The 22,607-nt window shown below is 38.4% G+C and carries 18 protein-coding genes and 1 tRNA gene; 1 reads left to right on the top strand and 18 read right to left on the bottom strand.

Going from position 1 to position 22,607, the window contains the following annotated elements:
• Positions 1-32: 32 nt before the first annotated feature.
• From G631_RS0109815 to G631_RS0109790, 6 genes are all read right to left on the bottom strand, one after another.
• The gene (locus tag G631_RS0109815; RefSeq protein ID WP_026489292.1) at positions 33-1,088 is read right to left on the bottom strand and encodes a LacI family DNA-binding transcriptional regulator; all 1,056 of its coding nucleotides are present in this window, start codon (positions 1,086-1,088) and stop codon (positions 33-35) included.
• Between the two features lie 26 nt (positions 1,089-1,114).
• The gene (locus G631_RS0109810; protein ID WP_026489291.1) at positions 1,115-2,896 is read right to left on the bottom strand and encodes a glycoside hydrolase; all 1,782 of its coding nucleotides are present in this window, start codon (positions 2,894-2,896) and stop codon (positions 1,115-1,117) included.
• Positions 2,897-3,040: 144 nt separating this feature from the next.
• The gene (locus G631_RS0109805) at positions 3,041-4,168 is read right to left on the bottom strand and encodes an aldo/keto reductase (protein ID WP_026489290.1); all 1,128 of its coding nucleotides are present in this window, start codon (positions 4,166-4,168) and stop codon (positions 3,041-3,043) included.
• A gap of 157 nt (positions 4,169-4,325) precedes the next feature.
• Positions 4,326-5,453, bottom strand: coding sequence for an SGNH/GDSL hydrolase family protein (locus G631_RS0109800; RefSeq protein WP_026489289.1), 1,128 nt, complete (start codon positions 5,451-5,453; stop codon positions 4,326-4,328).
• A 97-nt stretch (positions 5,454-5,550) separates the two neighbouring features.
• Entirely contained in the window at positions 5,551-6,546 is a 996-nt protein-coding gene (locus G631_RS0109795) for a hypothetical protein (protein ID WP_026489288.1), read from the bottom strand.
• Positions 6,547-6,643: 97 nt separating this feature from the next.
• Entirely contained in the window at positions 6,644-8,962 is a 2,319-nt protein-coding gene (locus tag G631_RS0109790) for a hypothetical protein (protein ID WP_026489287.1), read from the bottom strand.
• A 210-nt stretch (positions 8,963-9,172) separates the two neighbouring features.
• Between G631_RS0109790 and G631_RS0109785 the strand changes: the two genes are divergently transcribed.
• Complete coding sequence (locus tag G631_RS0109785) at positions 9,173-9,547, top strand: YccF domain-containing protein (protein WP_026489286.1); 375 nt, start codon at positions 9,173-9,175, stop codon at positions 9,545-9,547.
• Between the two features lie 119 nt (positions 9,548-9,666).
• Here G631_RS0109785 and G631_RS0109780 read toward each other — a convergent pair whose 3' ends face one another.
• The 12 genes from G631_RS0109780 to serS form a co-directional block, all read right to left on the bottom strand.
• Complete coding sequence (locus tag G631_RS0109780) at positions 9,667-10,077, bottom strand: peptide deformylase (RefSeq protein WP_026489285.1); 411 nt, start codon at positions 10,075-10,077, stop codon at positions 9,667-9,669.
• A 209-nt stretch (positions 10,078-10,286) separates the two neighbouring features.
• A tRNA-Arg gene (locus G631_RS0109775) sits at positions 10,287-10,360 on the bottom strand.
• A 68-nt stretch (positions 10,361-10,428) separates the two neighbouring features.
• Entirely contained in the window at positions 10,429-11,517 is a 1,089-nt protein-coding gene (locus G631_RS0109770) for a hypothetical protein (protein ID WP_026489284.1), read from the bottom strand.
• Positions 11,504-13,885: a PEP/pyruvate-binding domain-containing protein gene (locus G631_RS18780; protein WP_035789612.1), complete on the bottom strand. Its 2,382-nt coding sequence runs from the start codon at positions 13,883-13,885 to the stop codon at positions 11,504-11,506. Before G631_RS18780 ends, G631_RS0109770 begins: the two co-directional genes overlap by 14 nt.
• A gap of 7 nt (positions 13,886-13,892) precedes the next feature.
• Positions 13,893-14,792 (bottom strand): UbiA family prenyltransferase, encoded by a 900-nt coding sequence (locus G631_RS0109760; RefSeq protein WP_026489283.1) that lies wholly within the window; start codon positions 14,790-14,792, stop codon positions 13,893-13,895.
• Positions 14,786-15,649, bottom strand: coding sequence for a phosphatidylserine decarboxylase (locus tag G631_RS0109755; protein ID WP_026489282.1), 864 nt, complete (start codon positions 15,647-15,649; stop codon positions 14,786-14,788). The genes G631_RS0109760 and G631_RS0109755 overlap by 7 nt, the downstream gene beginning before the upstream one ends.
• Positions 15,646-16,257: a CDP-alcohol phosphatidyltransferase family protein gene (locus tag G631_RS0109750; RefSeq protein ID WP_026489281.1), complete on the bottom strand. Its 612-nt coding sequence runs from the start codon at positions 16,255-16,257 to the stop codon at positions 15,646-15,648. The genes G631_RS0109755 and G631_RS0109750 overlap by 4 nt, the downstream gene beginning before the upstream one ends.
• Before the next feature lie 20 nt (positions 16,258-16,277).
• Positions 16,278-18,788, bottom strand: a complete 2,511-nt coding sequence (locus G631_RS0109745; RefSeq protein WP_026489280.1) for a PEP/pyruvate-binding domain-containing protein — start codon at positions 18,786-18,788, stop codon at positions 16,278-16,280.
• Positions 18,789-18,798: 10 nt separating this feature from the next.
• Entirely contained in the window at positions 18,799-19,389 is a 591-nt protein-coding gene (locus G631_RS0109740; protein ID WP_026489279.1) for a CDP-archaeol synthase, read from the bottom strand.
• Between the two features lie 62 nt (positions 19,390-19,451).
• Entirely contained in the window at positions 19,452-20,162 is a 711-nt protein-coding gene (gene deoD, locus G631_RS0109735; RefSeq protein ID WP_026489278.1) for a purine-nucleoside phosphorylase, read from the bottom strand.
• Positions 20,163-20,275: 113 nt separating this feature from the next.
• Complete coding sequence (locus tag G631_RS0109730) at positions 20,276-21,163, bottom strand: DUF3881 family protein (protein ID WP_026489277.1); 888 nt, start codon at positions 21,161-21,163, stop codon at positions 20,276-20,278.
• A 38-nt stretch (positions 21,164-21,201) separates the two neighbouring features.
• Positions 21,202-22,494 carry a serine--tRNA ligase gene (gene serS, locus G631_RS0109725; RefSeq protein WP_026489276.1) on the bottom strand — a complete coding sequence of 431 codons (1,293 nt, stop codon included), beginning with the start codon at positions 22,492-22,494 and terminating at the stop codon, positions 21,202-21,204.
• Positions 22,495-22,607: the final 113 nt, after the last annotated feature.

The following is a 22,607-nucleotide window of genomic DNA, read 5'->3' as shown; positions in this document are numbered from 1 at the left end:
CAATTTTTTCATCTCCTCATGTAATACTTATTTCACACTAATTTCCTGATACTTCCTCTTTCCATCAAGGTTGTAGGAATCAGTGTAGTAAATGGTATATTCACATACCCATTTATTAATTTAGTAAGAGCCTCTACTGCGGCTCTTGCCATTTCGTCCATATAAATATGAATTCCTGTAATTGGTGGCTGCATATATGAAGCAAGAACAGTGTCATTGTAGCCAAGAACACTTATATCATCTGGCACGGATAGCCCTGAATTCTGCACAGCCTTTATAGCTCCTATAGCTGTCGCCTCATTGTAAGTAAAAAGAGCTGTCACCTTATCTTCTGGCTTTCTCAAATTATTATCAGAAATAATGAATCTTAGTATCTTTTCTGTGGCATCTCTTGAAGTTCCAGTAACATCAATTGTTTCAGGATGCACCCTGCCCTGATATTCCTTGGTCACTGCTTTAAAGATTCTGCGTCTGTCCTCTGGAGCTGTTATGGCTCTGGAATCTCTGGAATTTTCCGGTCCCACAAAAGCTATATTGCTATGCCCCTGCCTCACAAGGTAATCAACTCCTTGCCTTACGCCGGTTTCATAGTTTGTCTTTATTGAGCAAAACCTCTGCTCATCAGGGGAAGAATCAATAAAGACTATTTTCTCAGTCTTTTTCCGCATGGCCATGACACGTTCGTCAGAAAACTGTCCTATTGCTATGATTCCATCAACAGGACTGCCCATATTTTTATACTCGCTATGCTCTTCATCATACTGCATAGGAATAGCTTCAATTTCTTCTTCCATGCACACTTTTTCTACATTGTTCTTAAGGTACATGTAATAAGCATCTTCTATCTGCTCACCTACACTAAGCATCTCCACTATTCCGACACGAGATAGCTTATGAAGACCTTTTTTCCTGGCTGCTTCAACTCTTTTTCTCTCTGTTCTTGTCTTGTAATTAAGACGGCCAGCGGTTTCCATTATAAGTTCCCTTGTGGCCTCCGGAACATTTAGAGTATCATCCTCATTTAAGACTCTTGATACTGTAGCTATTGAAAATCCACACTCCGCCGCTATTTCTTTTAATGTAGCCATTATTACCCCCGATACTTAAATCGCCATTATCCAATTACAAATGTTGTGATTGAACTGCCTTTTATAAATGACTTGAAGGTTTTTCCGCCTACTGCTGTATTGCATGTATCTGTTACAGATACAAGGTTCTCTCCATTAATGTTTCCGCTTGTTCTGATAATTTCTATTTTTGAAGTATCAACATCAAAATCAGAAAGGTCAAATTCCCAGCAAAGATCATCACTATTAGTATTCATAGCAACTATAACAACCTTTTTCTCATCAGGATTGTAGGCCGCTACAGTAACATCACTTGAAGCCACTAGGCAGTACCCTGGTCTTATATATTTGGAAAACTGTCCCATCGCATAGTACTTCTTACTCAGAAGAAGTTCCTTTGTATCGTGGTCTGCGATTGCAATGCCCCAGAAAGGAAGACCTTCCTGAATGATCTTGTCTGCTTCTTCTCTCTTACATGTGTCATATTTGTTATTAGAATCCACATGAAGATCTACCGCATCCCACATGATCCAGGCTGATGGCATAAGGCCGTTTAAATCCTGCATGATTGCCTCTGAAAAGCCCAAGGCTGCGCTCATTCCGGTGTCCTTATGACCAATCGTAAAGGTTCCATCAACTTCGCTCATCCAAAGGTTTTCGTTCGCATCTTCTGCTGTGGACCTTAACATTTTTCTCATGGTTCCCTGGTAGGAATGGGTGTCTATTCTTTTTACGACGTCTTTCGCCTCATTTGTCAGATTCTGATAAGAAGTAATCTGGGTGTCAATGCTGGTTTCATCTGATGCGCTGATTATTATATCAATTCCCTTATTTTGCAGTTCTTTATTAAGCGCAACGAGAATCCTTGACTGAGACTCGCCCTGTGAAAAATGGCATCCTTCCTGCTTTTCACTAAAGGCTCCCCAGTAACTTGTAGCAGGCTCATTCATTGGAGCTGCGCTCTGGAAGTTTACCAGGCCCTCTTTTATCCAATGCTCGATAACATCTGCCATGTAGCATGCAAAGGCATTAACTGAATCTTCTCTAAGGTTGTCCTCTGAAGGCTCCTCATTTCCTGATGAGCATCCTGATACCGTCATGAAATATGGCGGTGAATTGGAAAATGCCTCTGCTATAAACTCATCTCCTGAAGCCTTGATCGCGGCTAGAAGGATATTCATCTGATTCTTGTCTGCATCCCAATTGTAGTTCCAGGCAAATCCACAGTCGTAGTCAACTCTTTCGAAATTAGTCTCGTAATAGTCCTTACTATTTGCGCTTAAATCAACCTTAGTTACATCTGTTGCGTATCCAGGCACAACAGAATCCGACCTTCTGATGTGATCCTTGTGAAGAAATGGGCTCTCCTCCTTCATGCTGGCTGTTACATCCTCAGTTGTGACATTATCTCCGCCGCCTATGTTATAGCGGCCAATTGTCATTCCTATTCCTTTTTCCTTGTCAAAAAAGGCTTCTGCTGACTGCTCTGTCAGTTCCTGGCTATATCCACATCTGTTTGCCCACCAGCATAGACTTGTTCCAAAACCCTGAAACTCCCCAAATCCGTCTCCATTTGTATCGTTAAATGTCTGTCTGTCACTTATATCAAGCTTTACCCGTCTTGCTATCTCCATATTTTCCAAGTTTTCCTCTCCTGTCTCTTTTCCTTCTAATGCGCCCTCTACGCTGGCTGCCTCAGCAGACAAACTAGAGCTTTCTTTTCTTCCTTCTTCTTGTGCCCCTGACCCTGCGCAGCCGCTAACCGCTCCCGTCAAAAGCGCTGCCAGTGCTAGTCCTGACACAGCTCTTTTTAATACTTTGTTTTTCATTTTGTAACCCTATCCCTAGTTAACACACTAGATAAAAATTTTACTAAATTTTACCACAAAAAAGTATTACCCAAAACACTTTGTGTTCGGGTAATACTTTATATTTTCGCGCTTTTTTTAATTCAGTTGTCCTTGGTAAAAATATTACTCCAGTTCTTCTGCTACATCCTTGAGAAGCATTCTGATTCCAAGGTGCTGAGGACAAACAGCCTCACAGCCTCCGCACTCTATACAAGCGCTAGCTGCTCCATGTCCCTCTGCCACCAGTACATTTCTGTAGTACATCTTCTGATTCCAATCATTAAAGATCTTTCTTGTGTTATAACATGAGAACATCTCTGGGATCATGATGTTCATAGGGCAGTGATTCTGCTCTACGCAGTAATGGCATGATGTACATGGGATCATATCAAGTCCCTTGTAAATAGCTGTAACCTTGGCTACAGCCTCCATCTCTTTTTCTGAAAGAGGCTTAAAGTCCTTCATGTAAGAAACGTTGTCCTTCATCTGTGCCATGTCGCTCATTCCAGATAAAACTACGCGGATTCCTTCCTGACCGGCAGCAAATCTGATAGCATAGCTTGCATTTGAAAGTCCATCGCCCATACCATCAAATACTTTCTGAGCATCCTCAGGGAGCTTAACCAGACTTCCGCCTTTAACTGGCTCCATAACTATCATTGGTTTATTGTGCTTTCTGCATACCTCATAGCACTTGCGGCTCTGAACTGATGGGTCTTCATAGTCAAGATAGTTAAACTGAATCTGAACAATCTCCACATCAGGATATGTTGTAAGGATCTTATCCAAAACCTCTGCACTGTCATGGAAAGAAAGACCTACATGCTTGATCTTGCCCTCTTTTTTGAGCTCAAAAGCAGTCTCGTATGCTCTGCACTCCTTGTACTGCTCAAAATTTCTGGCATTCTGCGCATGCATAAGGTAAAAGTCAAAATACTCTACGCCGCAGGCATCAAGCTGACTTTGGAAGAAAGGTCTGATGTCCTCTTCCTTGTGGAAATATGAATCTGATAATTTGTTTGTTAAAAGAAATTTCTCTCTAGGATATCTGTCTGAAATCGCTACCTTTATCGCCTTCTCAGATTTGCCATCAATATATCCGTGTGCAGTATCAAAATAGTTGAATCCATTATCTATAAAGTAATCAACCATTTCCTTGAACTGCTCAATATCTACCTCTGATCCGATCATCGGAAGTCTCATACAGCCAAAGCCAAAAAAAGTTTTTATCTCTGGAAAAGAATTATCCATCTCCTACCTCCAAACACATTAGATACAATTTAATTTGCCAAGATTATTACATTATAATTTTATCATATCCTAAGTTTGAAAACATTTATTTTCTTGTTCTGTTTTGACTTATTTCTGCCTGAACAATTAACCGTGAATTTCTTTTGTGGTTCTGGATTTATTCCCAGTTAAGTTTGGTCTTAAGATAGTCAACCAGCTCTTTTGAAGCATTTTCGTGGGACTTTCTGCCAGGGTGCATATGAGATCCATAGGTATCCATCTTTGTGTTTGGAAGCTGGAAAAATGCTATGTTCTGATCCCCGGTTTTCTCTTTATACCTGTTCATTCCCTCTGTGATAACAAGGTTAAGATCGCAGCCCAGCATTCCGTAGCACCATACAATATGAGCCTTTGGACTGTGTTTTCTAAGCATTGTAAGGAAGTTCTCTACGGCGCTGACAATCTTAAGCTCATCCTCTCTGTTCCTTGTTCCATCTTCATTTCTTCTCATCTTGTAGGTCTTGCCATCCTCGGGATTTACAAACTCAGCCTGGTCAAAAGAAGTTGCATCATTAGTTCCAAGGTTGACAATAATAGCATCTGGCTGCCAACTGTCAAAGTCATACTCATCAGCTGCTCCGAGGGCTTTATTCCTATCACCGTTTGCAAGTCCGCATACTTTCTCATATACAGACGGAAGATTGTGCCTAATGTCATTGTCCCAACCGACGAATACTCCCCAGCCGCCCTGTGAAACAAGGTGATAGTCAGCAGAAAGTGCCTTGGCTGTCATTGTGGCATAGTTAACTGAAGCACTCATGTACATTGCAATCCAGTCAACATCTTCAAAAGCTCCGTAGCTTCCCTCTCCAGAAGTAATACTGTCACCAATAAATTCAAGCTTTCTTTCATATTTAGGAACGCTCTTGAACTCTCCGTTGAGCTTAAATCCTTTTACCAAAAGGTTTACAACCTCGTCATCATTCATGGCCTGAAGTTCTCTGTAGATTCTGACTCTTTTAGAGGCGGCAGGATCCATGCTTCTAAATAGGCAAATACTGTGCTCTCCTGGAAGAAGCATCTGTCTTGAGATGAAGGCGCCGTTTATTTCTACAGCCACCCACATTTCCTGAAAATCAGACTCTGTTTCAAGCTCTATCCAAAGCTCTGAACCAGTTACAACAACCTCTACACCTCCGCCATTAAAGAAGATGGGAAGTGGCTGGCGCTGTTTCCCCATCCTTCCAAGTATGTGAATATTTTCTGCAGGTATATCTTTTATCTCAACGTATCTTAATTCACTCATTTTTTAGCTCCCCGATTTTGCTTTTATTCTAAATTGAGCTAATAGCGTGGTGGCTATTAGCTCTAAATAATTATCTTTAATTCTATATATTTCTATCTTAATTCTGAGGTGCCTCAGTACTCTGCTGAATTGGCTTGCCAGTTACTGGGTCAAATTTATATCCGTTATTTACAGGCTGCGCTGGAGTCACTTCTGACTGTACAGGTTGTGGAGCAACTGGCTGAACTGGAGTTACTTCTGGTTGTGCTGCCTGGAATTGCAAATTAGGCTGAAACTGCTGTGGCTGCTGCGTAAACTGCTGAGGCTGCTGCACAAACTGCTGTGGCTGTGGATTTGGCTGCATCGTAGGCTGTGGCTGTACTGGCGCTGACTGTGGAGCTGCCTGTGCTGGAACTACAGTTTCTCCAGCCTTAAGCGCCATACCATAGCACCAGATCACCATAAGTGAACGCTTAAGTGCATCAAATACTGTTGTAATGATAAGATCATCAGTATATAAATCAATAGTAAATGCAAATCTAATTACAAAACAGAGCGCAGCTATTATTGCTGGGATCATTCCAAAAAGAATTGCTTTCTTTCTGTTCTTGATAACTCCAAAAGTTGTGAGAACGCAAAATACCAGGACTGCTACATAAACAAAAACATTTCCAAAATATTCAACAAAGCTATCAGCTTTCATGTATTTGGTTGGGTATCCTAATACCTTGGAAAATTCCGTAACTAACACGTAAACACTGTAAGCAGCTGGTAGTAGTGATAAAAGAAGGCTGAGCCAATTCTTCTTGGTACGCTCAACTATCATTATCATGAGCATAAGTGCAATTGCCAGCTCTACAAGCCATCCACCAATCACCAAACCAATAATTGACTTGTCATCCTTAAATGATGGAATCAGTTGAATGATATAAAAGATTTTTGTTCCAAGAAAAATTACTGCAAATATTCCTACTAATATTTTGCTAAGAACCACTGATTCTTTTTTCATGATCTTAGTAATAAGTGTTGCAATTCCGCATGCCGCAAGAACCGCAGCTAAGGTGATAAGAAGCACAAGCAGTGCTACTCCATATTCCTTGCTAAAAATATTCATTTCAAAAACCCTCCAACAAAACGTTTTCTTTCAATTGCAAAAAGATTATATCACTTCTCCCCAATAAATTGTTATATTTGAGAAAAAAGTTCTATATTTAGTGCTGAAGTATAATCGATATTTCCTCAGAAGTACTATCTCCTTGAAGTATACAAAGTTCTTTTGTTCCGTCCGTATACCAGGAAAAATATTTTTCGAAGTCTTCCTGTGAACAGTCTACAATCTTAGGTTCAAATCCGGTTAAGGCACTGTCTCTTTTGTAGGTGTAACTATACACTCCATCGCTGCCTTTTTTTCCATACTTCCAAAGTTCTCCGTATAGATATCTTCCCTCTACATATATTCGATAGTAGCAGGTGTCCTCTGTCCCCGCATTTTCATCACGAGTAGTATAACTAAAGAGGTTATCTCCCGGATAATAGGAAAGAGTACCCTCACCGTAATCTTTGTAGGACTGATCTTCCAGAATTGCTATGCTACTTCCATTTTCCATCCTATATAAAGAAAAACGCTCTCCAGGAATTTCTGCAAGAAGCTCCGGCGTTTCTTCATCCGTCACATAAACCAGAGCAAATCTTGCTTTATCTCCATTTTTGTCAGTATATCTCTTTATATCTGCAAGATATGCATCTCTATAATCTGTATAGCCGTAATTTCCATTATCAATAGCCGCTACTAGCTCACTGTATGTCATGTCTCCACATAAGAACTTAGTAGTATTAGAAGAACACGCCATCAGATAACTGCTTAGAAGGATGTTGTATTCAGACTCTGTAATCTCAACCTTTTCTCCATCAACATATTTGAAGTACCCTGGTTCTCCCCAGCCATCATCTGTAGCATTGACACCATAGTAATAGAGAACCGTCTCCATCTTATGAGTTTCTTCGTTGAGCTTTAAATAAGTATCGTAATATGCTGAGCCAGCTCCGTCCTGGTCAAAGTTTTCAATCAGTGCTGCCCTCTCATAGTACTCGTAGCCTGCATTCCCTCCTGCTCCATATCCCCAGTCGGAAATAATAGGATACACTTTTCCATCCTTAAACTGATAAACAGATACTCTATAACCGGTATTATCCGCTACTAACTCAGGAATGTCATCCTCGTCAAAATAGATCAGACTGAATCTTCCGTTATTTAATGTTCCATCGCTACTGCTTGAACCACTATAATTACGAGCAGTATACTTGAACGCCTCTTTGTAATCCGAAAATCCTTCACTATCATGACCATCTGTAAGATAAGCTAATACTTCGTTCGCATCTGGATTTTCAAGTGTATACGAAACATGCCGGGAAAGGCCAAAGTCACATAGATAATATCCATTTGAATTATATCCTTCATCCCAATAGTATAGCTTTACATCATGTCCTCCGACTCTATCTGTAATGACTATAAGATCTGTTTTCCCATCCAGGTCATAATCGGCGGCCAGTACTTCATCTACAGTTTTGATAAAGCCAAGATTATCTTTATCTTCATAAAGGTCTATCCAGTCATAAACTTCATTCTCCTGAATAAGCGCTATAGAAAAGCTATGAGTTCCTGTTGACTTTTTTGTCTTTTTATCTATAACTTTCTCATCATCATAGACGGCAAAAGAAACCTCCCCATCAAACATAGATATTTTCGAAGGAATTACCTTGACTGCCCCTTCTTCCCAGTGAATCTCGTTTGAAAGTACCTGGTATCCCGCCTCACCTTTTATAAGATGAATTTCAGAAACGGCCTGGTGATAATTTGTATAGGCATAGCTCTTGGTCTTAAGTATGATGTTTCCGTCACTTTCAGTTACGTCTGTACAAATAAATTTGTACTGTGGTATTCCGTTATACTTATAATCTACTGTACGTAAAGAGCTGACATCGCAGTACCATAAGGTATCTTTTCCACCTCTGTACCATACATTTTCCTTCTTGGCCGCTGCCTCTTTTGTAAGTTCATAGGCTGTTCCAACTTTCGCCTCTGTATATGCCCTTATTTCTTCGTCAGTGATAACAAAGACGCCCTTTTTAAGCTCCTCTTTCTCAGCTAGCTCAAGGTATTCATTTCTGTTCACTGGTGGCATTTTTTCTAGTGGTGTTCCAAGATATCCCCTCATTGCCGCTTCATACAATGCATCCTCCCAGCAAATGTCCTCTGGTGTCGAGAAGGTGTCTAACAAGAAATTATAGTTTTCTGGCTCATCAATCCAGGTCTGTATCTGCTTTAACAGTTCTTTTTTCTCGTCTACCGTGGATGCCTCAGAAGCTACATCATCTTCGTCTAATGAAACTGATATAGTAGAGTAGCTTTCTGTCGGAGTATTGGACGCATCTTCAGCACTACTATCTTTTGTTCCATTACATCCTGTAAGGAATACTGATAGCGCCAGTCCAATCATCCACGCATTTTTCCACATTTTCCTATATATCATATCTGCCATCCCCCGCTAGTTTATATTTGATAAATTATCTACTTAAACTCCACTCACTAACATAACAAATGTGGAGAGCATATTATTGCATTGTAAAAAAAGGAGCCTGAACGAATGGATAATATTCACTTTGTAAAATATTTTTGCCACACAACAATTCTTATTCGTATATATAGTCAGCAAACAAAAATTGCAAAGGAGATTAAAATCATGAGAATTTTAGGAAATATACTTTGGATAATATGTGGTGGCTTTATCAGCTGGCTTTCATGGATCATTACAGGATGTTTGTGGTGCATAACAATCGTTGGAATTCCTGTTGGATTGCAATGCTTCAAGCTTGCATCAATCTCACTTAATCCTTTTGGAAAAGAAATTGAATCTAACCCAGGATGTTTCTCATTCCTTTTGAATGTGATCTGGTTTTTCGCAGGCGGTATTGAACTTGCATTTATAAACTTCGTACTTGGATGCCTTCTTAGCATCACTATTGTAGGAATTCCATTTGGAATGCAATTCTTCAAGATCGCAGCAATTTCACTCATGCCTTTTGGCGCAACAGTACACAGAGTACATTTCGCATAACTCAGATGTATCACTAGTATATCTATAGCAAGAATAGCGAATGCTTTATTCAAGCCAAGAGATGCGTTACAAGAGCCTGTCCGATAGGATGGGCTCTTGTTTCGTTGTAGTCATATTACTCAGATCAATATCCCATCAAAGTGGTCGATCTCATGCTGAATTATCTGCGCAGTAAAATCCTTGTACTTTCCATGCTGAGGCTTGAAGTCCTGATCAAGATAATCCACCTCGATCTCTTTATATCTGGTACAAGGCCGTACTCCCTCAAGAGAAAGGCAACTCTCCTCTGTCTGATACTCACCGTTCTTCTTAGTAATCACCGGATTCACCATAGCAAAATGGAAAGGTCCCATAGCCACCACGATAATTCTTTTCTTCACTCCAATCATGTTGGCTGCCATTCCAACGCAGCGCTCCTGATTGGCTCTTAACGTATCAAGAAGATCTACAATAACCTGCTTGTCAGCCTCTGTGGCAGGCTCTGATTTCTGTTGCAGAAACATCGGATCTCTAACAATCATTTTTACCACTACTCACTATCCTCCATACAGGCAGAATGAGAAATTGTCACCCTGTGTCACCCACTTTTTTGGGCAGCAAGCCATGCGCGACGAAGGAAGCAGAGCTCCCTTCTCCGCGGGCTGTCGCCCTATAAAAAAATAGATAACTCGACTCGTTTGTGAGTAAACTCCCACGAGTCGGATTATCTATTTTTTGCATGGCTTGTAGCCTTCGCGAGTGTTCCCGATGCGATTCGAACGCACGACCTTTCGCTTAGGAGGCGAACGCTCTATCCTGCTGAGCTACGGAAACAAATATATAGCGCGCATATATGCGCGCCTAGTTATTTTAACACAGTCATCTTTAATGTTCAACTTGCTTTATACAATATCCTTGGTTAATAGCACATACTCGTAAGTGTCTGTCATTAGATTACTTTCGTAAAACTGTGTTATTTTGCCTTGTCTACAGAGGGCTCCGATACTTGGTGTTTGCAGCTTTTTTAGTTCTTCCTGTATAGCATGGATCAGTGCTGCGCCAAGCCCCAGGTGCTCTTTATCAACTCCCATATATAGCAGGATAATTCTCTTGGGCTTTTTCCTGTTTCTGAGTACTTTTAGAATATTAGGCAGATTCAGGTGATACACTGTATTTCCGTAGTCTGGAATGTTGACATAGAAGGCTACCGCCTTGCCCTTGTAGTAAACAATCTTGGTCACATCCATGTACATGATTGACTTATAGGATTTGAACATTTCCCTGAAGACATCTTCATCAATATGCTTGTACACGGGAAAAGAGCTATATAGCTCTGTGATCAGTCTGTAAACATCGCCGATTATCTCGTCATAGGTTTCCCTGGTGGGACTAATAATCTCATATCCTTTAGCCTTAAATTCATCATATCTTTTTTTAAGCTTGGGACTTTCGTAGTCCTTTTTTACGACTTCATAATCACTTGAAACATACCGCTCCGCCACCTGATAGCCATTGTTCATAAAGAGTCTTAAGTAATAATCCTTATTGTAGGGCTCCCCAGTGTAGGGGCTGCCTTCAAATCTATTAACCTTAAGTCTGTACTTGATCCAAAAAGAGCCATCTACAGGGCCAATGATCCTGTGGTATCCATGCTCTGTACAGAAGGCATCTGCTGATTTAAACAGAAAAGCTGCTACCTGATCATCATCTACACACTCAAAAAAACCTATATATGCATTATCATCGTTATCATATACTGTTATAGCAAAACGGCCAACTACCTTGCCAAGAGACTTTTCATATACGAGAAACTTAGCCAGCCTGAAATCCTTGCTAAGTGGATGCTCTCCCAGCAGTATTTTCCTCATCTGCTCTGGGTCTTCCATGTTATCCCTGCCAGAATAAAGCTTCCTGGGAAGCCTTATAAAATCATTAACATACTTTTTTTCTTTTTCAAATTTAACAAGTTCAAATTCCTTAACTTGCGACATCTTTAACTTCCTTCAGAATCTGTATTTCTCCAGTATTTCCGTTCATCGTGATCATGTCCCCTGAATGAATGGCGCTAAGGACATTGTCAACGCCCACAATTGAAGGAATCCCCAGCTCTCTTGAAATAATAGCTGTATGCGAGAGGATCGATCCTTTCTGCGCAATAACTCCCTTGGCTGTTGCAAGAAGGAAAACCCAGCCAGGATCTGTCATTGCCGTTATCAGTATCTTATCCTTAACATCCTGTCTTGCATTTACGTCTGTAACAACCAGAGCTTCTCCCGTTACAACGCCATTTGAGCAAGGCACTCCCTGGAGTTTTTTTCCGTCAAAAGAGTTCTTGTGAAGAGAAACTCTGGCACACTTTTTATCAAACTCTTTTCCCTCAAAAATAATCCTGGTGTAGGCCGGTAATTTTTCAAAGAATTTATAATCCTCTTTGCGGTTATGGATCAGGTACTTGATATCTGCGCTAGTTTCTGTATTTCCAGCGTTCCTTGTCAAATTCTTCTCTGTGTCACATTCTTCAGATGATGTATCAGAATTTCTTTCAACAAGATCCCAGATTTCATCGATTGTAAGGTAAAAGATATCTCTTTGGCTCTCAATAATACCTCTATCAGCAAAATTTTTACCAATCAGTAAAAAGATTGTTCTTACGATACCAAAAATTCTAGTCCTGTTAAGTCTTGAAGCCTCCCTGTTTACGATACCAAGGGTGCAGCGTCTTATGAGTTTTGTTGTATACTCATCAAATTTTTCCGTTTCAGCCCCTTGTTTTTTCCCATTCATATCCTGATATACTTCGGATAGTTTATCTAAATCTTCTCTATATTCGTCAATTCTCTTATCAAGAAGCTCAGGATTAGTCCTAAAGGTCTTACTTTCAAGCTTTAATTCCTCGAGATTTCTGTCACCATATTCAGAAATATAAGCCTGCTTGGCCATCTCATACTGAGAAGGCTCCATCCAGCTTTTATTCATTGCAAGAGCAATCATTTCTTTTATTGGTTTAAGGCTTTCAATATTTGAAATGCCTGAAATATAGGCATTTACACTGTCATCATTTTTCTTATATTTTCTTTTTAATCTCTTTTTCAAAAGTCCTGTATATACAAAAGCATAAAGATCATTCAAAAGAGTTATATCCCATATATCCAAGAGTTTGATCTTTAAGTCTTCATATATAGCTTTCAGTTCTTTTGATGACAGATTATCGATATCTTTTTCATAAAAGCTTTTGTTTATTTTCTCAAACTCTGCTGCAAGTGCCTCCATTTGCTGAGGAACTTTTCTAAGTTCCGAAAAAATATTTCTATAGATCCTTGCTCTCACAAGCAGCGACTGTCTCACATAGCTCTTATCGTAGCTTTTATTTTTTACTCCCAGCATTTCCTGCCAGACAGGGATAATAAAGCTATTAAATGGAAGGCTCTTTAATAGAGCATACCAATTGCTGATTTTGTAGTACACTCTTCCATTTACATGGCCTACCATGTTGTTTACGTTTTCTTCAAATTTGGATAATTCCCTGTCGTCTTTGAGAATTCTATTGCAGACGCCTCTAAATACTCCGCTGTAAACCACGTCAACGAAAGACTCTGTCAGGGGCAGTGATAATCCCGGATAACTTTCCACGATATTACTATTGTCAAAAATAAGAGGCTTTTCCCCTTTTACAGTAGTTATATCGCGGGTTTGAAGAATATATATTTCTCCATCTTTTATGGCAAACTCTATATCAAGATAGTCTCCAAATATATCTTTTATCTGGCTAGTTATATCTATGAGTCTTGTTACAAAGTCATAGGATAAAAGATTCTCTTTTCCCTCAGAATAATAAATCTTATCGGTTAAATTGTAGTAATAGGTCACACTATCAGCTTTATCGGCGACAACACCCTCACCAAGTCCTCTTGAAACACTTATAACGGTTTCGTTTAGTATTCCCTGTGGATTTGCTGTAAAGATAACTCCTGCAAAATCAGCATCAACCATTTTCTGGACTATTACATCCATCTTTATGTTTGATGCAGATATCTTTTTGCTCTTTAGATAGCTCTTTACACAATCATTTGTAAGTGACTTGTAGCACTTGGTGATCATTGCATCTATGTCATTCCAAGCCACGTTGAGGTAAGTGTCAAACTGGCCTGCAAAGCTCGCATCCTTATTATCTTCCAAGGAACAAGCGCTTCTGACAGCGTAATACTCGCCCTCTGCATTTTCGAGAAATGGATTTTTGAAGTGATATTTCTCTACTCCTCCAGCCTTCATTACCTCGTCATATGAAACCACAACAAAGGGAGGAACATTGATATTCCTCTCCCTCAGTGTGATTAAATTTGCCGCCTTTTTGCTCAGCATATGTCGATCAGATCCTTCCGATAATTAAAAATACAGCAACGGTGATCAGCATAGTTGATTCCTGCAAGTATGTATATCTCTCTACTTTATCAACAACCTTGAACTGTTCTGGATCACGCATGAACTGAATAAATTTTAATGTCATCCATGAAACTAAAATTATTAGTACTATAACAGAAATCTTATTCAAATTAAATACCAAAATAATATTTGTGATAATATCGACAATTGTCAGAATAAGGATAAATTTTGTGCTCTTTTTGTAGCCAAAAAGCTTTGAATAAGTAACGTAACCTGTTTCGTCCTTGGGTGCTCGTATTTTTCTGGCAATTTCCCAGATAAGTGCAGGAAAATACAGGGTCCATAGCGTCATTATCGTATAGATACTGATGGCTCTTACATTATATTTGAGTACGGTAAAAGAAATAATGTATAGGTTTATGAACATCTGCACCGGATTATGTGTCACAAGAGCAAGTGGCAGACATGGCTGTATCTTGGCTTTCTGGAAAAACCATTTGCTCATAAGGTATCCATAAAAATACAGGATCACAAAGAATAAAAGGTTATTCATAAACAGTACATTTAAAATAACAGCTATTGCCTCAACTATTGTGCAGATGATCATTACATCTTTTCTTTTTACTCTTCCTGAGGGAAGCGGCCTGTCTGGAAAAAGGACGCTGTCTGTCTCAAAATCCTTGAGATCATCGGCAATTCTAAGCCATAACAAGAAAGCAAATACCGTATATGCTCCAACAAATTCCTGAATTCCTATGTTAAAGGTAGTTATTCCTTCGTTCAGGAGAATAATAAAATGAATCTCCATAAACACAATGAATCCAAGGATCAGTCTTGGAATGATTGGATATCTTTCCTTAAAATAAATGTTCAGCCTTTTTAACATATCTTCCTCCCTATCACTTCACCACAACGAACTTTTAATTCTATATCCTTTCTGCTGTTATCAAGGATGTCCTGGTGGAGTTCTATCTTTTTATCCTGTACAAGTACAGCTATTGTGGATCCACCAAACTCGAAAAATCCCTTTTCATCGCCTTTTTTGAAGTTTTCTTTGTTGTTATTTGTTACCTTGCCAATAAACATGGCCCCAACTTCAATCTGAATTATTTCCCCGAAATTCTCTGTTTGCAAAAGACTGACAGTTCTCGAATTTTCTTTATATATTCTGTAATCTTTGGATATTGATCTTACAGTATGAAGCTTACCTTGGATTTCCAGGGTTTTATCAAGTCTTCCATCATCAAGATAGATATATCTGTGATAATCATCCACGCATAATCTGAATATCAGGCACCATCCCCCGTTAAAAGAACTGGTGTCTACTTTATTTCCTACAAGTTCAACAAGATTATATGTACTTCCCTTTATGTCCACCATTAAATCTTCTGTGATCTTATAAGCAAGGAGTTTTGAGTCACATGGAGAAATAAAGCTTTCTTTTTCCATGCAGATTTCTCTTGCCCCGTCAGATAGTTTTCTGGTAAAAAAATCATTGAAGGATGTGAATTTTCTTTTTTCAAAATCCCTCATGTCTATGCCATTATCAGCGATGAATTTCTCTATCTTTTTTGCGCTAAAAGAGCTATTGTTATAGACTCCATAGGCTTTTGAAATAGTAGGATTTATTGTTAGTTTTAGGATTAGCCTTCCAAAAGGGTTTTTATACAAAAAATCAAGTGCCTTCTGCCCTGATTCTTTTTCCTCGACATATTGTCCTTTTTTTCTGTCATAGTATTTCATAGTACCACCAAATATACTGACATCATGGCGATTCCAAGAACAGAAAAGACAACATATGAGATTTTTCCTGGCTTTGGAACCTTTATGTTCAGGATTTCAAAAAATGCTTTTGTCAGAACAAATAAAACTACAAATACTTCAAATATATTTTTAGGCATCACAAAGCTGACCAGGTATAACACAGGAAATATCAGTGCTGAATATGTTACCGGAACGCCTGTGAAGTACTTGGCTGGCTTATTGATATCAGCTGTCTTAATGTTAAAATAGCCGAGTCTTGCTACTCCGCATATTGCAAATACAGCGTATGCTGCAATGTGCCATATTCTATTAAATCCCATAGATGTAAGGATCACTATTGGAAATGCCACAAAGCTTATGACATCGCACAATGAGTCTTGTTCAACACCAAAGGCTTTTTCCTCATCATCTCTTTCAACTTTTCTTGCTACTGCTCCATCAAAAAGATCACATATTCCTGAGAGCATAAGACATAAAAATGCGTATTTTATGTCAGCTCCGCTTATAGCCAGTGCCATTCCTGTCACTGCTATTGAAAGTCCAATATAAGTAAGTATTACTGCCTTATTCCATTTTCCTATAAACATTTCTTTTCTCCCAATTTACACTAATATGCTACAATTCCATTTGTGCCATCAATTGTTATTTCCTGGCCGTCTCTGATCCTGTCAAGGGCCCCGTAACAGCAGACTACTGCTGGAATTCCATATTCTCTTGATACTACAGCGGCATGACACAAAACTCCGCCATACTCTGTTATTATTCCTGACAGCATTGCGAACTTCGGAGTCCAGCCTGTATCAGTAAATTTTGTTATAAGTATGTCTCCAGTTTTTAACTTGTCGATATCACCTATATCTTCTATTACTCTTGCTGTTCCTGTAACCACACCGCAGCCTGTTCCAAGGCCCTTTAAATGTCTTGCATCTTTATCCTCGTAATACCTTGCTCTGTCAAAAGATATTTCCTGACCTATCTCATTATCACTCATATAGTTTCTATAGGCCTGATAGTATATCTTATTCTTACTGATGATGTCTGAAAGAATTTCTTTTGTACTGTGACCTTCCAAATAATCCCATACCTGCTGGACTTTCAAGTACCATATGTCTTCCTCATCTGCAATTACTTCCTGCTTATATAGTTCTTTTGCCAGTTCCATAGTATAGCAGCGGATCAAATAGTAATACCTGGTTGAAATATCCTTATACTCTTCTCTCCACCAGAGCATTTCCTTCATTTTACGGATTTTCTTGTAGAGTTTTTTATACTTTCTTTCTCCAACTTTTAATTTGATTATCTGAAGGATCCTTAAGTATTCCTGCTCAACTTTTTCCTTATCACTAACTGGAGAATAAGTGTCATCCAGACCTATTGTATCCTTTATCATCTTAAGGACTGGAAGCGGATCCTCATAATAGCAGGGGTATGTCACATCCAGTTCTCTGCCTGAATGATAACCATATCTGTCTATTATTTTGGCGGCCTGTTTCATGTATTTGTCTTCTTTTTCATGAAACTTATTTAATAGTTCTTCATCTGATGAGTCTTTCCATACACTCATAGCTTCTGGGTCTAATCTTATGAATCTTGATAACTCCCATATCTCATAAAAAGGTCTCATATGAGATACGTCCTCAAGGTTTCCAAGAAGTGTCAAATACTCACTTTCAGATATGATCTTAAGTAGCTGACTTTTGAAAACCGCCTCCTGCACTGTATTCAGGAACACTTGCCAAAAGTATGTTGACTCGCTTTTAAGATACGCGGACTTTGTTATATCAATATATTCTGCCTTTATATCTTTTATGCTATGCTCATCGTATTTTTTCTTGTATTTATAATAATCTGCTAAAAGCTCTTCCTTGAGTTTGTCATAGCTCTTTGCGCGTTCTTTTTTTACTTTTATATGGCCTAGAGCAATCCTCAGCATTTTGATTCCGGTTTTGGGTGTGAGTTTTGTGGTTTTGCCATCACCCTCATACTCACCCTTAATTCCGTATTCATTATCAAAATCTCTTTCTTTATAGCCAATTACCTGGCTCATAGCTCTTTTTACAGTTGATGTATTCCAATAACATCTTCCGTAAAATCTGTTTATAAGCTTCTTATCAATTTCGTCCTTGATAAGGATCCTGCTATCAATAAGGTATTTTCTAAGGGTATATTCCCAAATGTATTCGTACAAACTGTACATATATGGGCGGCTTACTCTTGCAGATACTCCTCCGTCCTTGAAATTGGCTGTAGTCCAGTTTGCTTCTAATCCAGAATATTTGATGCTCGTTATGGCCCTGGCCTGTAGAATATAGAGTTCATCATCTTTTATGGCAAATTCAATATCACAGGGGTATCCGTAAAAGAGCTGAATATTCAGGAACTCTTTTGCATATTCCTTAAGTTTTTCTGTGCTGATAAGCGGATTTTTTTCTTTTTCTCCCACCTGCTTACTTTCATACCAATCATAATGGTATTGTTGTGGCCTGTTTTTCCCACTTACGATATTCTCGCCAAGACCTTTTGACACTTCTATCAGCATCTCAGTATCCTTGCCGGTCTGAGGATTTATGGTAAAACAGATTCCACTTAACTCTGAATCAACCATCTCCTGCACTATAACTGACATCTTCAGATCTTTTGCATCCATGTTGTTATCAAGAAGATATTTGAGGGTGTTCTCTGAAAACATTGACCTGTAGCAATTTATTATATTTTCTTCAATCTTATCTGTTGTAACATTTAAAAAAGTATCGTACTGCCCAGCAAATGAATATCCCTTCAAATCTTCTTTTGAAGCACTACTCCTGACTGCATACTTTTTATCTGTTTCCAGCAAAAGAGATATCTTTTCTTTAACTATCTTTGAAAGCGCTACTTTGTCGAATAGACAACGTATATTTTCAGAGATTTCCCTTACATTTGACATGCTAAGATTTTTTAGCTGCCTGTCTATCTCTATACTTATTTGACTTTCTCTGATTGTCTTATCGTAAATATCTGTATCAAGAATAAAGCCAGATGGAACATTGAATCCCTGTTTTTTTAGTTCTATCAGTGATTTACCTTTATTCCCAAGTTTATTGTTTATTTCACTAAAATCTGATAATTCTACTACCACTTTATTTACCTTAAAACATATTTTTTCTTAATTTTATTTTGTATAAAAATATATTAACTATTATATGGGTAAAAGCTCCTATGAGAACGTAGGCTATATACATGGCAATCCCTAGATCATAGAACATCCATACCACTAAAGCCAGCCCAAATATTGAATCTGCCTGATCTAAAAAAATAAAAAAGACCTTCTGTGGTCCATTCATTGTTTTTCCTGGAACAATATCCATTCTTCTCTTCATAAAACTATTAGGAAGTTCGAATAAAGAATATGCTATTCCAAGTAATAAACCTATCAAAATATTGAATTGTTGCGTATTTTTATGCTGATAATAAAAGAAATTTAGATGCTCAATCTTTAATATATTGCAGATCATCCCCCATATAACATAAAAAATCATATTAAAAAGCAGATAGCCTATCACACCTTTCCAGGTTTTATTTTCTCCAAATATTCTCTTTCCATCCACAAACTTTCGTCCACCATCTATAGGCTTTTTGAAGCTTTTTAAAAGATCAGATTTACAAAATGCCATATTTGCCATGCCTGATAAAATTGGCGGAATGAGCGTAATATACATTTTTATAATAGTTGTTACCATTTTTTCCCCTATACCATAAAAAAAACGAGGTGCGTTATACACCTCGTTTCGAAAACTGGTTATTATAACTGAATTGCTGTCTTTAGTGCTATTTCCATCATATCTGTGAAGCTGTTCTGTCTCTCTTCAGCAGAAAGTTCCTCTGTCTTATAAAGATGATCAGAAACAGTAAGAATTGTAAGCGCGTTCTTTTTTGCTTCTGCAGCATTCATATAAAGAGCTACAGTTTCCATTTCTACTGCAAGACATCCAAGATTTCTGTAACGATCTGCCTCATCACAGTTCTTCTTGTAGAAAGCATCTGAAGCAAGTACATTACCTACATGGTATCTTACTTTCTTATCTCTTGCGATATTTACGGCTTTCTCAAGAATATCGTAAGTTGCTGTTGGGCAGAAGGTTCCTGGAAGTCCAAACTGGAATCCGTAGTTTGAATCTGTATGCGCTCCCATTGCAAAAATGATATCTCTAACATTAACATCATCCTGCATTCCGCCTGCACTACCAACTCTAATGATATTATCTACATCATAGAAATTATAAAGCTCGTAGGTATATATACCAATTGAAGGAATTCCCATTCCGTGTCCCATTACAGACACCTCTTTTCCTTCATATTTACCTGTAAAGCCCAGCATTCCTCTTACCTGGTTAACACATTTAACATCTGTAAGGAAATTCTCTGCTATAAATTTTGCTCTTAGTGGATCTCCCGGCATCAAGACTGTCTTGGCAAAATCGCCTTTTTCTGCACTATTGTGTGGTGTTGACATATCTTTGTCTCCTTTCATATTTTGATTTTTTAATCAATATTTATTTATTATATTTCCTTATTGCTATAGTCTGCAGTCTCACGACGTTGGCTACTATGTATGTTGTTCTACAATCATTTGGATTCAGGATAATTAATTGCCCCCTGCATCCAAATATTTCCCTTAAATCTACGTCCAACTGCTGGCTCTCCGAGAAGATCTACTTCATTGATAGCCACATCTAATTCCAGTTCATTGCAATTAATACGCATGATATGAACTGTCTCATCTGTGAATCTGTTTTTAACTTTTTTAGTCTCAGTAATTTCTCCCAAAACTGAGTAGTGATCACACTCTACTCCATAAGGCATAAAATAAGAATCCACAAGACTATATACATCCTGCTTTCTTATCTTTTTTGAAAGAGTTGTATAAAGGTCCATGTCTTCAAGCGTCAGCGATTCTATTGCTGTCTCATCGCCTTTTCTTGCATTGTTAATGAGCTTGTTGCGGTAACCCATTTTCTTTTTAGCGACTTCTTTTTCTTCTTCGGTCTTGGCAATGGGCATCATTATCTGTCCCTTAGTAGATAGAGCAGACAAACTTAACGTTGTTCCCCTTATAGGAAATTTCTTCTCGTTCTCATATTTGATATAAGGAATCATGTTCTGAAGATAAAAAATAAGTGTCACTCCTACTCTTGGTTCATTGCAAACACCCTCATAGGAGATAGTTGCTGCATGTCTTTCAATATTTATATCTTCCTCTGTGCTGACATTTGTTGGAATGAGATATGGATAGTAATATTCATAGATGAATTTATCTTCTTCATCAAATTCACCGCATACTGCCAGCCCTATATAATCAGCAAAATCCCTGGTAAATTCCGCAATCATACCATCCTCAGGTGTAGTCACATAATTTCTTCTTGTGGCATCCTGAATTGTGGCTGTAATCAGAGCGTTTAACTCTTTTCTGTTTTTAATTTTAGAAAAGCCCACGGCTCTTAGGAACTTATGCACAGGGATTCTACCTCTTTTATCTCTATATTTTCACACGATTATTTATTTTTTGTTGGTACAAGAACTTCTTTTCCACCCATGTATGGACGAAGAACTTCAGGAATTCTAACACTTCCATCAGCCTGAAGATTGTTCTCAAGGAATGCGATAAGCATTCTTGGTGGTGCAACTACTGTATTGTTAAGAGTGTGTGCAAGATAGTTGCCATCTTTGCCCTTGATTCTGATCTTAAGACGTCTAGCCTGAGCATCTCCAAGATTTGAGCAGCTTCCTACTTCGAAGTATTTCTTCTGTCTTGGTGACCAAGCTTCAACGTCACATGATTTGCACTTAAGATCTGCAAGATCTCCAGAACAGCATTCAAGAGTTCTAACAGGAATATCCATTGATCTGAAAAGATCTACTGTATTCTTCCAAAGCTTGTCATACCAAGTCTTTGATTCTTCTGGCTTACAGATTACTACCATTTCCTGTTTCTCGAACTGGTGAATTCTGTATACACCTCTTTCTTCAATACCGTGAGCACCTTTTTCTTTTCTAAAGCATGGTGAATAACTTGTAAGAGCCTTTGGCATTTCCTCTTCAGGGATGATCTGATCAATGAACTTACCAATCATTGAATGCTCACTTGTTCCGATAAGATAAAGGTCTTCGCCTTCAATCTTGTACATCATAGCTTCCATCTCTGGGAAACTCATAACGCCTGCTACAACGTTTCCATGAATCATGAAAGGTGGGACACAGTATGTAAAGCCTCTATCAATCATGAAGTCTCTAGCATATGAGATAACTGCAGAGTGAAGTCTTGCAATATCTCCCATCAGATAATAGAAACCATTACCAGCTACTCTTCTAGCTGCATCAAGATCAATACCATCAAAGCTCTCCATGATATCTGTGTGGTAAGGAATCTCGAAATCAGGAACTACAGGCTCACCAAACTTCTCAATCTCAACATTCTGTGAATCGTCTTTTCCGATTGGTACAGACTCGTCAATGATCTGAGGAATGATCATCATCTTATTTGTAACTTCTTCATCAAGTTTCTTCTGGTTTTCCTCAAGTTCCTCAAGTCTCTTGGCTTCCTTGGCAACTTCTTCTTTAAGTGCCATTGCCTCATCTTTTTTGCCCTGAGCCATGAGAGCACCAATTTCTTTTGAAATCTTATTCTTGTGAGCTCTAATTTCATCAGCTTCCTGCTGGTTTGATCTTCTCTGCTCATCCAATTTGATTACTTCATCTACAAGAGGAAGCTTCTCATCCTGGAATTTTTTCTTGATGTTTTCTCTTACAACATCTGGATTCTCACGTAAAAATTTAATGTCGATCATCTTGATCTCCTCCAAGTTATTTTTTATTTGAAGATATCTTTTTATCCTTATAGAGTTGATATCTTTACCTAGCTTCTTTATGATATCTATATATTTAAAATATCGTTTGTTAT

Source organism: Butyrivibrio sp. XBB1001 (assembly GCF_000424505.1).
GTDB lineage: Bacteria > Bacillota > Clostridia > Lachnospirales > Lachnospiraceae > Butyrivibrio.
The sequence above is the reverse complement of the archived record's forward strand: the minus strand, read 5'-3'. Positions and strand labels throughout refer to the sequence as shown.